This window comes from Barnesiella sp. (assembly GCF_022723415.1).
GTDB classification, from domain to species: Bacteria; Bacteroidota; Bacteroidia; order Bacteroidales; family Barnesiellaceae; genus Barnesiella; species Barnesiella intestinihominis.
In genome coordinates this window covers 1-16,272 of record NZ_JAIJHU010000060.1, presented here as the reverse complement: position 1 = coordinate 16,272, position 16,272 = coordinate 1, and the positions used below count along the sequence as shown (strand labels likewise).

The following is a 16,272-nucleotide window of genomic DNA, read 5'->3' as shown; positions in this document are numbered from 1 at the left end:
TTATTTATGTTAAATATTAAATGGTTAAATCTAAAAGCATGAAAAAAAATCAGAAGTGTAAAATTGGGCTTTTGGCGTTTTCTTTGTCTTTTTTTGTTCCGTTTTTTGCTAATGCAATAGATCAAGGGGCAGGAAAGGTTACTGCAAATGTAACCCAGCCAAGCAAGCGTACTATTAAAGGAGTGGTTTCCGATGTTTCGGGAGAACCACTAATCGGTGTGAGTGTATTAGTGAAGGGAACTTCGATAGGAGCTTCTACTAATATAGACGGTGTTTACTCGGTAGAGGTCCCGAATAATAATGCCGTGCTCGAATTCAGTTATGTCGGGTATCAAAAGGCGACTTTGTCGTTGGCGAATGCTTCCTCATACGATGTCGTTATGCATGAGGAGACACGGGTTTTACAAGAAGTCGTAGTAACGGCGATGGGTATATCGCGGGAATCCAAAACGCTTACCTATGCTACTCAGACTATTAAGAACGAGGAAGTGACCCGTATCAAGGATAATAACTTCATTAACTCGCTGCAAGGAAAGAGTGCTGGTCTTACTATCGTTCCCAATAATTCGGGAGCGGGCGGTGGAGCTTCTAAAATTGTGCTTCGCGGTTCCACTTCTATTCTCGGAACCAATCAGCCGTTGATCGTTGTCGACGGTGTACCTATGCAAGACGGTATGGGTACGCAGGCGACCGATAATATGATACTCGGCGGCGGACGTAGCGGCGATGACCTCTTGTCGACGATCAACCCCGAAGATATCGATAACATGACGATTTTGAAAGGCCCGAATGCCGCAGCTCTTTACGGTAGCGCAGCCAATAACGGTGTGATCGTTATCACGACCAAATCGGGTGCTTCGGGTTCTGTCAAGGTGAATGTGTCGAGCACCACGTCGATCGAGACGATAGCCATGTATCCTCGTACCCAACAGATTTATGGTATCAGTGGCGGAGACCAATGGTCGGCGTGGGGTCCTAAGATCGGTACACGTTCGGCCGACGAGGTGGCTTCTGCCCCGTATCTGATGAATTCTGCACGCAATGCCGTAAAAGACTTTTTCAACAAAGGCGTGACTACGACCAACGGCGTTACGTTGAGTGGCGGTACGGAAAACTTCCGAACTTATTTTTCTTATAATAATACCTATCAAACGGGATTGATACCGAACAATAAGTTTACCCGTAATAACGTGATGTTCAAGGAATCTTTCTCGTTGTTCGACAAGCGTATCAATATCAACACGAGCCTTAACTGGATACATCAGAAGACCGATAACGCTCCTGTTGTGGGTAAGGCATTGAGCGCTCTCTATGCTTTGTACCGTACTCCGGCCGATATCGATATGCGTTATTTCAAGCATAACTATAAACACCTCGGTACGGTGGCCGACAATATCGTGAGCGATCCGGAGAAAGGTAATCCCAAATTGATCGGACAACCGGTTCAAACTTGGTACTGGTATGACCAATATCTGAACAACCCCTACTGGGTGGCCAACATGTATAACGATTATTTGAAGCGCGACCGTTTGTTGGCAAATATTACTTTGGATGCCAAGATTTGGCAAAATATTAAATATCAGACGCGTTTCAATGTCGATTATGTGACTCAGAATAATCTGAACGAGGAGTATGCCGGTATGAACCGGGTAGGCTTCGATTATGTAGGTGGTAAATATTACAATGGAGATTCTCGCTCGAGCGACATTTATAATGACCACATGCTCACTTGGAACGACCGTTTCAATGATAAAATCGATGTGAATGTGGCTGTGGGAACCAGCTTTTCACGTCATTACGATCGTAACACGAGCATCACTACGGCGATAGATACTTGCGGTGTGCCCAATGCTTTCGTTCCTCAGAATAATAAACACAGCCGTCCCAACAACCCTAACGGAAGTGCAACATCGGCTTCGGACAGTTGGAATAACAAGGATTGGAGCACGGCACTCTTCGCTACGGCTTCAGTCGGATTATTCGATAAAGTTTACCTCGACGGTAGTTATCGTTTGGAGTGGGCACAGTCGTTCCAACAGTTCACGCAAGGGAGCGGATATAAATCGTTCGATTACTATTCGGCCGGTGTGAATGTGCTCATCGACAAGTTTTTGCCTCGCCGGGATTGGCTCAATCAGTTGAAATGGCGCGGTAGTTGGTCGGTGGTAGGTAACCCCATTCCCAACACCTTGTTCGCCCGTCAGAGCTACGATTTCTCCAACGGTACGATCAGTACTCGTCCTCCTTTGTTCGATGATCCTCAACCGGAGACGACCACTTCGTTCGAGACCGGTTTGGACGTTTGGATGTTCGAAAACAAATTCAACTTCGACCTTACTTATTACAATTCGACGTTACGTAACCAGTTTTTGTATGTCACCACTGCCAATGGCGAATCGAAGCCGGTCAACACAGGTAAGATACGCAACTATGGTTTGGAATTCCAAGCATCTTATCGCTGGAACATCAATAAGGATTGGAGATGGCAGACTGGATTCAATATCGCATGGAATGACAACCGTATCCTCGAAACTTACAAAACCGAGAGCGGTGCTCCCTACGAAGTGCAAATGGGTCCCAACGCTTTCAAGATTAAATACGTAGAAGGCGGACGCTATGGCGATATTTATGTCAACTCTTTCGCCCGCGATGAAAACGGCCATATCAAAATCAATGATGCCGGTAATTACGAGAATGCCGTTCCCGTGATGGCTTCCGGTAAATACGAGACCAAAGTGGGCAATATGACTTCGCCTGTCACTCTCGGTTGGAACAATACATTTACTTGGAAAAACTTCACGCTCTATTTCTTGATAGACGGCCGTATCGGCGGTAAGGTGATGTCATTGACCGAGGCTGATCTCGACCTGTACGGCCTTTCCGAACGTTCTGCACAAGACCGCTTGAACGGAGAACGGGTTATGCAAAACGGAAAGGAATATATTCTCAAACCTCTACCCGACGGATCGGGGAACAAAGTTTCGGTCGAGAACTACTATACGACCATCGGTGCTCTTCCCATGGAAGACCATGTATATAATGCCACCAGTTTGCGCATGCGTGACATCTCGTTGAGCTACGACATGCCCAATTTGTTCGGTAAGAATCAAGGTATGACCGCTCAGTTCTCGGTGAAGAATGCGTTCTTTATCTATAAAGATTCTCCCGTGGATCCCGACATCTCGGTATCGGCCGCCAACGGTTACTCCGGTATCGACTGTTATTCTTTGCCTACGACGCGTAGTTTTGCGTTAACATTGAAATTCAATTTCTAATGAAGAACGATTTAATATAAATAGTCATCAATATGAGAAAAACAATATATTCGATCGGATTCCTCGTTATCGAATCCGTGTTTTCAGTAGGTTTGTTCACTTCTTGCGGCGACCAGTTTCAGGAGGAGTATCCGTGGTTGATCGGTAAGCAGGAGGAGATGGACAACAATAACGAAGAGGGGGCGGGAGCTACCGATATTACTGTTCTCGAGAAGGAGCTGAAAGGAGCTATTCCGTTCATGATCAACTATTCGCACGAACCTAACGGATCGTGGGCGCCTCACAAATATCAATATTACAGGGCGAACAGTATTGACAACTATGCAGGATACTGGACGACTACCAAGAGTACTTTTGCTTTCGGTGGTCCGTTGCCTACGCTTTATACTTTCCCCAACGATTATTTGGGGGGCCCTATGGATAACCAGATTTTCACACAGTCTTACAATGCCATTCACCACGCTACCGAATTGGGTAAACCCGAATGGCGTGCTGTGGCGTTGATTATCCAAGCCTATCAAGGCCACGAAATCGTCGACTTCTATGGCGCGGCTCCTTTTAGCGACTGGCGTAATTTGAAACGTACTCCGCCGTTGACCTATGAAAAGGGCGAGGATATTTACAATTTGATTTTCGACGATCTCGACGAGGCTATACGCATATTGAAAGAGCGTCAGCCGTCCCGCGAGGAGTTCGCCAAGATCGAGGATTTGACTATCAAGACGCTCTCTAATGGAGATTGGCGCATGTGGGTGAAGTTTGCCAACTGTATTAAAATGCGTATGGCCATGAACATGGTGAAAATCAATCCGGGTACGGCTCAGTCCAAATTTGAACAAGCTGTCACCGACGAAATCGGTGTCCTCACCGACACTGATGCGAAGGATATAGCCTATTATCAGGAGCAAAACGCTTGTGCTTTGTGGCGTATCGGTAACGAGTGGCACGATATTCGTTTGGGTGCTTCGTTTGAAAATATTCTCAAACGTTACAATCACCCGCTGCTTACCCGCTGGTTCGATACCAATGCATATCCTATTAAAGAGAAGTCTACGGGTATACAGGCTCCCATCGATGTTTACGGAGTACGTACGGGTATCAGCATGCGTAACAGCAATACCACAGGCAAGGACAAAGGCGGTTATGGCCCATTCTCGACTTTGTCGGGCGAATTCAAATATATGCATCAGTCTTTCTTCAAACGCACCGAGAGTATCTTCTTGTTGGCCGAGGCTGCTTTGAGAGGCTGGAATGCGCTTGGCCGTGACGCTCAGAGTTGGTATGAGGCCGGTATCCGTCTTTGTTTCCAAGAGAATGGGATCACCGACGGAACCGTCATCGACGAATATCTTGCCCAGACTGCGGCGAAGGATATCGATTATGTCGATCCGTATAACAACGAGAACAACATAGCCGGTCGTGTGAAAGTGGGTGTGAAATGGGATGCGAGCGACTCGAAGGAGGTGATGCTGGAAAAAATCATCACTCAGAAATATATCGCCAACTTCCCCATGAGCGCCGAGGCATGGACCACGTTCCGCCGCACGGGATATCCCCGTATCTTCCCGGTCGATGTGAACAACATGAAAGACCAAGGCGTCGACACCGAGTTGCAATTACGTCGTATTCCCATCGAGGAGACAGCCAACAATACGTTGGAGATCGCTTCGCTCGTACAGGCTCTCGGGCAACCCAACACCGGCGCTTCGCGTGTTTTCTGGGATAAACAGACCGAAACCCGAGGCGAGCAAAGCCCCGATAACGAATTTACATTGGTAATTCCGGTAAACTTTTAATCTATAAAACATTTGAAACATGAAACGATATAGCTTTATATTCTTTTTGGCGAGCTTCCTCGGTGTGACTTCGTTCACCGCATGTGAGGAGGAAGCTACGCTCGACGGTGCGACCGAGGTGTATATTACCATCGATCCCATGGACATTAATTTGAAATTGGGCGATACGGTGAGGATTTCGGCGACGGTTACCAATGTGAGCGGGAAAGTGATCGAGACTCCTGTCTCTTGGTCGATAGAAGACCAGACGGTTGCTGCCTTGCTGGGCGATACCGCTGTGGTGGCTTTGGATGGCGGTCAGGAAAAAGAGACCCGGCTCAAAGCCATGTTGGAGAACGGCAAATATGCCCTTACTACCGTTACCGTGTCGCGCAATTTGCCCGACGGTGTGATGTGTATTCCCAACGACAGCACTTTCACCGAAATGACTTCGAAACGTAGTTACAATACGGCCCACGATTCGGTGCTGTTCTCTGTTTCTCCCAAAGAACTTCTTTATGATTATGATCCGGTTCCTACTCTCGAAGGGCTAACCGCTTTCGATCCGGTGATGACGATCGACACCGTGAGAGGTCTCGTAGCCGTGCACTATGCAGCTCCCCGTGCCTCGGGGAAGGGAAAAGTCACCCTTTCCATCGGTGATGCTTCCACGGTCAAGTCGGCATCTTGCGATATCATGTTGGCTCCCCAGTTGTTGGCTACTTTCTATGGCAAAGGTTTCGAAAATATGCCCTATATAAATACCCGTCCCAGTAAGGAGGTATTGTCGATGTACTTTGCCTATACGTACGAGGCCGAAATGGACATCAATTCGGAAGATACCGTGCGTATCGCCATGAACGTGCAGTCGGGCGCCAAAGAGGATATCGAGGCGGGCTACGATGCCTATCGTTGGGAAGTCGTTTCGAGTAATGGGGTATTGATTACGGGCAAGACCGAGGAATATGTGAAAGGAGAGGGATTCGATGCCGTGCTTGCGTTGCGCTCGGGTTCGGAGGAAGGCGAAGCCGAATTCCATTGTATTACTCCCGACACGGTGTTCGTAGCGACGTTTCGTGTGCAGGACTTTAAGACTCGTTATCCGGTGGAGGAAATTACGGTCGACCACGATCCGATTTCCATGCCTGTGGGAAGTGTGTTGAGACTTACGACGGGAGTGATTCCCGCTTCGTCTTATGCTTATCACAAGCCGGTAGTCAAGGCAGTCGATCCTTCCAAAGTTCAAGTGGGTGAATATAACGGTAATGTCATAGAGCTGAGGGGACTCGCATTGGGCGAGACCGAGCTGGTTCTTACGGCCAACGGCAAGGAAAAAAGGGTTCCGGTGAGTGTCACCGAGGGTATCTTGTCTGTTTTGTGGAAATCAGGTAATGCGCGTACTCTTTTCGAGGGACAGACTGTGCGATGGGGTATCGATGCCAAAACTTTGTCGGGAGGAGAGAATCCTTATGACGTGACTTGGACTTCATCTGCTACCGATGTGCTCACTGCCGAGCAAACCGGCGACGATAACACACAGGGGACGATTACGGGTATTAAGGCCGGTAAGGCAGACGTTATTGCCGAGGTGGCTGGCGTATCGTCCGAGAGGGTCGAGGTGAAAGTGATCGCTCTACCTGTCGATTTGGAATTGAACGCCTCCAACACCGTGAAAGAAAACTCGGTGGTTTATGACGAGGGCGGCGATTTGGTAGTGTTCATTTCGCCCACATCGGGTTATGGGCAAATCATGCTTACGTTGACCGATGCCTATAAGGGTGGCGGTTATGCAGGACATTACGATATTCCTGTCGGTACGGTAGTCGATATCGACGGAGCTCGGGCCGAGGTGACGGGCAGCATGGATGTCTCGGGCAGCGGCGACGAGACAACCGTTTCGTTCTCGATTACGGGTAATGTGGGAAGTCGCACTCTCTCTATCGAAGCCGATAGTGTTCCCGTGGTGTTGTAAAAAAAGAGTCGTTTCGGGATAGGAGGCCGCTAAAACGCCTCCTGTCCGCGGAACTTGAAGATAGAAAAAACTTTTTGAGAATAATTCAAATTTTTATTAACCAAAAAAAATTTTCCATGAAAAAAAATCTATTTTTATTATCTGGAATTTTAGTTCTTTCATTTTCTTCGCAAGCACAAGAATTGAAAGAAGATTACATGACGTGGCCGGAGAGTCCGAAACTCGGTCAGTATGTTAGTAGTTGGGTTCCCGGCGAAGATTTGTTCGAGGACGAGAATTTTTATGTTTCCCGTGTGAAACCCAAAGAACGTTTTCGCAATGCGGCCACGCAGATCGACGAGACGCTCACCGAGGCCAACGACAGAAAACTCGTTTTCTGGGTTCCGGTAGGAAATGCCAGCAATGGTAACACCAATGCGCGTCCTAACGGTAAGTTCGATTCCGAGGCTTTCAGTACTTGGTCATACGTTACTCATTACGGAGACTGGACGGCTCCACACGGGTGGGTCCCCGGTGGATTCGCCGATGTCGCCCATAAAAATGGTGTAGGTGTTTCGGGTGTGGCTTCCGTTCCTTGGGGAGGTATAAGTTCAGAGTGGTCCTCTGGTTTTTCCACGTTGGTGGGCATAGAGGCAGAGAAAGTGGCTAAATTCCTCCATTATCATGGTGTGGACGGTTTAGGCTATAACTCGGAGTTCAGTACAGGTTCTTCTTTTATTTTGTCGGGATTGCGTGCATTGCACGAGACAGTTCACAAATACCTTACGGAAAAAGGTAACCCGGTGGTCGAGAACTTCTGGTACGATGGAACCAACGATAATGGACAGATTACTTTCGATAGTGGTCTCGGTAATCATAACAACGATACCTTCGGCGATGGCGAGCATATCCGCACCTCGCTTTTTCTCAATTACAATTGGCATGGAGTATTGGGAGGGTTGACCCAATCTACTGTAGATACCTATGCCCCCGGTCGCAGTTCGCTCGATCTTTATGCCGGCTTCAACATGCAGGGCGGTGATCCTTCTACGTGGAAAACTCTCAAAGACTATAATCTCTCTATCGGTCTGTGGGGCGCTCACGATTATAATATGTTGTGGGCCGACCGTGCCAATAACGGTAGTACAGATGTAGCCAAGCAAACATATTATCAACATCTGATCGAGCAGTTCTTTACCAACGGTAACCGCAATCCCATCGATAAAATCGAGGTTTACAATCGCGGTAACCATCACCCCGATGACAAGTGGTTCGGTATGTCGGCTTTCATGACGGCACGCAGTTCGCTCAAATGGGATCTTTCCGAGGAACCGTTTATTTCTTATTTCAATTTGGGTAACGGTCGTTTCTTGAACTGGATGGGCGAACGTCAGAACGATAACGAATGGTACAATATCGGTGTACAGGACTATTTGCCTACTTGGCGTTGGTGGTTTGCATCCGATTTCATGGGTAAAACGGCCGACAAGGTAGTGGAAAATGGCTTGGAGGCCAAGTTTACTTACGACGATGCCTATGTAGGCGGTTCGTGTCTGCGCCTCTTCGGTTCTGTGGACAATGAGTATTTGCATTTGTTCAAGACCGAGTTCGCTTTGTCCGCAGGCGATGTGATTACGGTTCGTTACAAATTGGTAGGCGGTCAGGCCGATGTTAATTTGGCACTTTCTGCCAAAGGCGACGAGCAAACGATTTTGCGCGAGAGCGGTTTCAATGTATTAACTGTCGCCGATGAGGCCGACGATGAAGTGTGGGTGGAAAAGACGTTTAAAGTGAGTGGTGCTTTGGCTATGTTGGCCGGTAAGGAAATCGCTATGATTGCCCTCCATTTCGAAAATGCCAAGAACCTCGACTTATACCTCGGTGAATTTTCTATCACCCGCGGTGCTATGCCTACACCGGCGGCTCCCGAGATTAAGATCGCCAAAGTTCTTGCATCTCACTACAAAGGTGTAGATGGTAAGGTGATCTTTAACATGGATAACGACAAATTGCCGGGTGAGCCGGTTTATAACCTCGACGTGAATGCTTCGATGTTCAAACTGTATGCTCAACAAAAAGGTGGTGAGCCTCAATTCATGGGTATCACTACTTCTTGGGCCGGTATGTATTTCTCTGTTCCTACCGATTTGCAGGGCGAACAGGAGATTCGTTTCGGTGTCGCAGCCGTTTCGGTCGATATGAAGTCCGATTCCGAGATCGCATGGAGCGATTATATGAGTATGGGCGAATATACGGTTACCGACGATATACAGATAAATAAAACTACCATCAAGCCGGGCGAGAGCTTTGAAATTTCGTATGTCGATCCCCGTCACGCCGCTGCCGACTGGAAATTGCTCAACAGTACCGGTGAGGTCGTAAAAGAGGCAAGTAATACGACTGTATTTACCGTATCGGAAGGTATTGAAGAAATAGGCGGTTATGATCTGCAAGTCATTTGCGACGGCGAAACGACCACTTATGGTTACTATGTGCAGATTACCAGCGAAGCCGTGGGTGCGTTGCCCGAGATTCAATCGCTGACTATCGGCGGGGAAGCTGTGGCAGAAGATGAAGTGAAGATCGACGTGGACGAGGCGCTGACGTTGGGCTATACCGGAAGGAAAGCCAATGGAGCTTCTTCGCGCGGTATCGAGATCAATGAAGGCTGGGTAGGCGGAAGAATGTCCGATTTGTCTATCGGTGACGGTCAAACGTTCTCCGTGTCGGCTTGGGTTCGTTTCACTTCGATACCCGAAGGGTCTTGTTTCTTCAGTGTGGAAAATCGCGCATCGAGTGCATGGCCGGTGAATAACTGGGGCTGGATGTGGTCTGACTTGTCATCTACGGGTAAACTTAACAGTTATACCTTCCGGACCGCTACGTACAATGGCGCTCCCGAGTTGAAATATACGTTCCCCAATGCAGTCGTAACACCCAATGCATGGAATCACGTGGTATTGACATTCGAGTATAACGACCAGTCGCAATTCCGCTCCAAATTTTATCTGAACGGTGTGCTCCAAGAGTCAACGTGGGTTTTAGATGGAGCTTCGGGTACGACCGAAACATGGGCTAATGTGAATTATTCTATCACGACTTCAGATTGGTTCTGTTTTGCCGGAGGCCGTGGATCGGAACCTGTTTTCAATAATGGTATTATCGACGATCTGTTGGTTTGGAACGGAGCCATGACTCCCGAGCAAGTGCAAAACGTGAAGAACGGTCTGGATGCCAACAGCCTTCCCCAAGAAGTGATGGCTTACTGGGATTTCGAAACCGATGCCGATGAAGACCACTACTTTGCAGCCAAAGGTTCGGTTGCAGGGGCTAAAGCCTGTTCGTTCAAGACGGAAGCTCTTGGTAGTGAAGGCGCCGGTCGTCAAGTCGCTCAGAATCCTCTGTATATCTCAGGTTGTCCGTTTGTGCCGGGATCCACTTTCAAGGTAGAGACTCGTCCGACTTGGACAGCCAAACGCGGTGTCCTCAGCGAATCGACCGGTACCGACCTCGAAGGTTCCACGAAACTGACTTATAGCAAACCGGGCGATTATACGGTTACTCTGACTCTTGAAAATACGCTCGGGGCCGATACCAAGAGCTATCCTGTATTCAAAGTAGGCGATGTAGACGGTGTAGAAGAGAGCATGGCCGGTGAGTTGCGCACGTATACCGTAGAGGGTATTCTCTTTGTAGAATTTGCCGAGGACGGAGACTACCAAGTGGGCGTGTACAATGCCTCGGGAATGCTTGTCGCACAGAAAGATGCCGCTGTCGTAGCCGGTCAAAACATGAGCATCTCTCTCGGAGCCAAAGGCGTTTATGTGGTGAAGGTGATGAAAGAGGGCAAGGTGGTTCGTACGGTCAAAGTGTTGAATCGATGATGTAATCTCTCACTTTCTTTTTAAGAGGGTGATCTCAATAGCGGACCGAGCCCTATCATTTAGGGTTCGGTCCTTTTAACAAATTTTTAATCGGTAGAAAATTTATTTTTTTTGCGATTATTTTTAATATTAATATATCATGAAAAAGAGTTATTCGATTTTTTTATCTATACTGTTTTGTTTTTTGTTTTGTAGTTTGAGCGCACAGGATGCGCAGTTGAATGCGGCGAGTCGTAAAGTGATTATCGAGGCTCCGGCAGAGCCCGGTACTCATTTGGAGGTGGCTTATAGGCGTGCGGGTTCTTTTTTCCCGAGTTATGTGCAGTCGGGGCAGCAAGTAGACGTGGGTACTACGCTTATCATCGATGCTTATTCTGATAATCCGACCAAATTGCCGTTGGTTGCCGTACGGGTGAACGGGGAAGAAATCGAAAAATCGGGATCGGGATATACGTATGTTATACCCGAAGGCGAAGGGGATATTGTGATTTCTGCGGAATTCGGTCTTCTTTACCAAGTAGATTTCTCTTATTCCTTGAACGGGCGCATAGAACTTTATGCGGCGGGTTCGGAAGAGCCGTTGACGACGGGAACTCGTGTGAACGGGAATGTGGAGATAACGGTGAAAGTTATTCCGGACAGCGGATGCGATTTGCTTTCTCTCGTCGTGAACGATGAAAATGTAACCGGCCAACTCGCGAACAATGAGTATAAGTTCGTATTGAAGAAAAACACTTCGATTACGGCGTCCTTCCAGAAAGCCTATCGTCTGACGGTGGAACCGTTCGAGCACGGTAGTATGCGGGTGGCTATTTCTGATAAAGGAGATTTGAGCGATGTACCGTCGGACGGTAAGATTTTGGATGGGCAAACGCTTATCTTGTGGTGGCCGACAGTCGAAGAAGGGTATGAAGTAGGTTCCGTATTGATGAACGGGACAGATATAACGGAGCAGTTTTTCTCAGGAATGTATAACCATGTGGTGAAGGGCGATGTGAACGTTACCGTGACGATCCGAAAAAAAACGTATGGATTGACGGTTAAGGATTTCGTGGGAGGTACGATAAAAGCGGAATTCGAAGATGAGGGGGTAGTGACCGATGTGTCGGCCGGTGGCAGAGTACCGGAAAATGCGACCTTGAAAATTTATGAACCGGTACTTGATGAAGGATACGAATTGGTTTATGTGTCGCTGAACGGATCGGATATTAAGGATCAGTTTAAAGATGGTATCTATTCGCTGACGATGAAAGAAGATGTGATGCTTGTTGTAAAAGCCAAAGAAATCGATAAAATGTTCAAACTGACTATCGATGAAATCGAGGGTGGCAGCATAGATGTACAAGTGTATGTCGGTGGAGATTTGGCCGATGTCCCGGCCGATGGGAACATCAAGAACGGAACCATGCTGATGATTTCCGAACCGGTACTCGAAGACGGCTACGAATTGGTTTCCGTCATGTTGAACGAAGAGGATATAACCGCTTTGTTCGAGGAAGGCGTGTATTTCCATACCATGCGTCAAGATGTGACGATCTCCGTAAAGACCAATTATGTTTCGGGCGTGGAAGAAGAACAGGCCGACCGGGTGAGAATTTATCCTAACCCGTTTGCAGAAAGTTGCGTGGTGAGCGGTGTTGCCGCAGGTACATCGGTTCGCGTGTTCAACATGACGGGAGCTTGTGTGTTCTCGAAAGTCGCCGGAACGGGTGAGACCGAAATTCGTTTGTCGGGACTTGCTTCGGGTGTCTATATCTTGAAGTTGGAGAAAGACGGCGACAGCTCTTGCCATAAACTGATTCGGAAGTAAGAGCCGATTTCTCGGTCGATAGTAGAATTTTTTATTCGATAAACTTGTAAATAGGGAAGGGGAGTGCAACTATGGCACTCCCCTTTTTTTGACGGAGGGGTTGAGAAGATTACATAAGAGTTTTTTGATTGCAGGTTTTAACCCCCTCGCCCTATGGGCACTCCCCCTATATCGTTTCACGACACAGGGGGAGAGTGTGATACCCTCGGTTTGTTGCTGTCGCAGTTTTTCTATCCCCTCTGTTTATTAACCCCTCCGTCCTATGGGCACTCCCCCTATATTTTGTGTTGCGCCACCCCGCAATGTTGCGGGGCACGGCAGGGTGAGGAGTGAGACATCTTTGTTCTATTGTTGTTTCGGCTTCTCCGTTACTACGTACCGTCTCTCCTATATTTTGCTTCGTGCCACGGGTGAGGAAGGGGTGAATGCCCTGTAATGCCACAGGACATGGGGGTGGTTGAGATGTATTCCGCTTTTGCCCCTTACACTGATTTTATAAGCGACACAGAGGAAGAGGGGTAAAAGAGGTATTTTTATTCGGCAGTCCGCCGAATTTGTTTTTGTATTCAATTTGTATTATTTTCGCCATATGTCATTACTTGTGTATTTTGCTCCATTGCAAGGTTATACCGATGTGGTTTATCGTAAGGCACATGCCGCTTTATTCGGTGGCATCGCCGCTTATTATACCCCTTTTGTGAGAATCGAGAAGGGAGATTTCCGACGGAAGGATTTACGAGATATAGACTTTGAAAACAACCGGGGTGTGCCGGTCGTTCCGCAGGCGATAGCCTCGGAGTCCGATGAACTGAGACGTATTGTGGATTGTATGGCTTCTCTTGGCTATACTCGGGTCGATATAAATTTAGGGTGTCCTTTCCCGATATTGGCTTATCGTCATAAGGGGTCGGGTATATTGCCGTTCCCTGACGAGGTAGAGCGATTGTTGCGGCCTTTGGAATCGTATGACTCTTTGGAATTTTCGGTGAAGATGAGATTGGGGTGGGAGGAGCCTTCGGAGGCATTGAGGCTATTACCTCTGCTTGAAAGTTTGCCTTTGCGGCAAATCACGCTTCATGCCCGACTGGGGAAACAGCAGTACAAGGGTTGTGTGGATATGGAATCTTTCGGTCGGTTTTACGATGCTTGTCCTATTCCGTTGGTTTATAACGGGGACTTGACCACGGTAGAGGAGATGGTTGCCGTGGAGCGGGAGTTTCCCCGGCTGTCGGGGCTTATGGTCGGCAGAGGATTATTGGCGAAACCGTGGCTGGCAGAGGAATATGGAAATGAAAATTTTTCGAGTGAGAACTTTTATTGCAGGGTGGCTTCGTTGCACGAGCGTGTTTTTACCGATTATAAAACTCTATTGCAAGGAGAACATCAGTTGTTGACTCGTATGATGTCGTTTTGGGAATATCTTTTACCAGATATGGAGAAGCGATTGAGAAAGCGTTTATCAAAGTCCCGGAATGTAAAAGATTATACAGAGGCCGTAAACTTGCTCTTTTCTTCGTTGGAGGGAAAAAATTAAAACTGCCTTCGACCTATTTTACAGAAAAATTGTTATCTTTGAAACAAGTCCAAGATGGGATGCGGTTCGGCATAGCCAGATCGGAAATGAAATTTCCGTTTGTCTCTGCGCTCACCTTTCGCTATCTTTGACAAAAGTCACTAAAAATTGGAGCCCTATGGAAAAAGAGATCGTATTATATCGTACATTCGATTCTCCGGTCGAAGCGAATATCGTAAAAGATGTATTGGAGACAAACGGAGTTCCATGTTTTTTGTCCAACGAGATATTTTCGAGTGTCTTGCCTTTGACAAATTCGGAAGTGGGAGCCATCAGGCTGAATGTCTTTGCCGAAGACGTGGAGAAGGCCGATACTATTTTAAGTACGACACAACTTCCTGAATCGGAAAAGTAGCAGGGTCTGAGTAACCTGTTTCGTTTTTTCAATATCCATAAAAATCGAAACAGCTTTTATGCCGCTTGTTTTATCGGTTCCGAATTATTTCCGGATAGTTCGGACGAAAAGGTTTGTTTAATTTTGAATCCGGTAAAGGCGATGATCATAGACATTAACGGGCTTAGCAGATTGAAAAAGCAATAAGGCAGATAAGTGAGAGTGCTTACTCCGAGAACGGTCGCTTGTGTCATTCCGCAAGAGTTCCACGGAATCAATACCGATGTTACAGTGACCGAATCTTCCACGGTACGGCTGAGGAGCCGGCTTTCCAATCCTCTATTCTTATATAGTTCTTTGAAGAGGTTTCCGGTCAGTATGATGGACAGGTATTGGTCGGCCGTACAAGTGTTGAAAAAAAGTCCGGAGGCGACGGTGGAGCATACGGCACTTTTTGGTTTACGGACGAAACGGACGAAAACGTCGGTAATGCTACGGATCATACCGCTTGCCGACATGACACCTCCGAAACACATGGCGCATATAATGAGCCAAATGGTATCCATCATGCCTCGCATTCCCCGGGTGGCGACGAGCGCATCGATTTCGGGTTGTCCGGTCGATAAAGAGGTGCTACCGAATACGGAAGTCATCAAGGCTTTGAATCCGGTAGTGAAGTCTAGGGTTTCACCTTGTGCGATTTGCAGGAGAATATGAGGTTGGAAGATGAGTATGCATATTCCTGCAATGACCGAGGATATAAACAGTGTGATAATGGTGGGAAGTTTTATGAGTATAAGGATTCCTGTAATGACAGGAACGAGGAGAAGCCAGGGCGATAAATTGAATTTTTGCGCTAATGTATCGGCAAACAGGGCTGTTTGTTCGTGAGCGACATTTCCCTTTAAGAATCCGGCAATCGTAAAAATTATCAGCGTAATGATTATCGAGGGTACTGTCGTGACGAGCATATAGCGTATGTGAGTGAAAAGTTTCGTCCCGGTGGTGGACGAAGCGAGCACCGTCGTATCGGAGAGCGGAGAGATTTTATCACCGAAATAAGCCCCCGAAATGATAGCGCCGGCAATCCACCCAGCTTCGAATCCTTGTGCCTTTCCTATCCCGAGCAAGGCGACGCCGATGGTGGCGATGGTTGTCCAAGAGCTCCCGGTAATGACGGAAACGATGGCGCAGATGAGACAGCAAGATGCCAAGAATATCTGGGGTGTGAGCGTGTGTAACCCGTAATATATGAGCGTGGGAACTATGCCACTGAGCATCCATGTGCCGGAAATGGCTCCGATGAGTAGTAAGATGATGATGGCCGGTGTCACTTTCTTTATGTTTTTAGCCATGCCTTCTTCGAGGGAACTCCATTTATAATTGTATTTTATCATGGCTATGCCTACACATACGGACGAAGCGATCAGAAGCGATACTTGGCTTCCTCCTAAAAGTGCATCTCCACTGAAGATAGGGATAACCATAGCCAACAGTGCGACAAGAACGAACAATGGAATCAGTGAAATAACGGGAGTGGGTATTTTGCTTTTTTCGTCCATATTATTTTTCTTTTTATTCGAGCTTGCAAAGGTAATCATAATGCATATATATTACCTTTATTTTCTTCTATTTTTGAATAAATAAACAGTAATTATTGTATATATAAA

The 16,272-nt window shown here is 47.3% G+C and carries 8 protein-coding genes; 7 read left to right on the top strand and 1 reads right to left on the bottom strand.

Annotated elements, in window-relative coordinates; all coding sequences use genetic code 11:
- The first annotated feature begins 38 nt into the window (after positions 1 to 38).
- From QVD32_RS10965 to QVD32_RS10935, 7 genes are all read left to right on the top strand, one after another.
- On the top strand, positions 39 to 3,275 hold the full coding sequence (locus QVD32_RS10965) for a SusC/RagA family TonB-linked outer membrane protein (protein WP_040296069.1): 3,237 nt from the start codon (positions 39 to 41) through the stop codon (positions 3,273 to 3,275).
- A gap of 32 nt (positions 3,276 to 3,307) precedes the next feature.
- Positions 3,308 to 5,071 (top strand): SusD/RagB family nutrient-binding outer membrane lipoprotein, encoded by a 1,764-nt coding sequence (locus tag QVD32_RS10960; RefSeq protein WP_008861556.1) that lies wholly within the window; start codon positions 3,308 to 3,310, stop codon positions 5,069 to 5,071.
- 19 nt (positions 5,072 to 5,090) lie between these two features.
- Entirely contained in the window at positions 5,091 to 7,022 is a 1,932-nt protein-coding gene (locus QVD32_RS10955; RefSeq protein WP_118687296.1) for a hypothetical protein, read from the top strand.
- A 116-nt stretch (positions 7,023 to 7,138) separates the two neighbouring features.
- Positions 7,139 to 10,885, top strand: a complete 3,747-nt coding sequence (locus QVD32_RS10950) for a LamG-like jellyroll fold domain-containing protein (protein ID WP_215664425.1) — start codon at positions 7,139 to 7,141, stop codon at positions 10,883 to 10,885.
- Positions 10,886 to 11,024: 139 nt separating this feature from the next.
- A complete protein-coding gene (locus tag QVD32_RS10945) occupies positions 11,025 to 12,695 on the top strand; it encodes a T9SS type A sorting domain-containing protein (RefSeq protein ID WP_118687294.1) in 1,671 nt (556 codons plus the stop codon).
- Positions 12,696 to 13,284: 589 nt separating this feature from the next.
- Positions 13,285 to 14,229, top strand: a complete 945-nt coding sequence (locus QVD32_RS10940) for a tRNA-dihydrouridine synthase family protein (RefSeq protein ID WP_118687293.1) — start codon at positions 13,285 to 13,287, stop codon at positions 14,227 to 14,229.
- A gap of 157 nt (positions 14,230 to 14,386) precedes the next feature.
- On the top strand, positions 14,387 to 14,623 hold the full coding sequence (locus tag QVD32_RS10935) for a putative signal transducing protein (RefSeq protein WP_008861561.1): 237 nt from the start codon (positions 14,387 to 14,389) through the stop codon (positions 14,621 to 14,623).
- Positions 14,624 to 14,679: 56 nt separating this feature from the next.
- On the opposite strand, the gene nhaC is transcribed toward QVD32_RS10935, so the two are convergent.
- On the bottom strand, positions 14,680 to 16,164 hold the full coding sequence (nhaC, locus tag QVD32_RS10930) for a Na+/H+ antiporter NhaC (RefSeq protein WP_118687350.1): 1,485 nt from the start codon (positions 16,162 to 16,164) through the stop codon (positions 14,680 to 14,682).
- Positions 16,165 to 16,272: the final 108 nt, after the last annotated feature.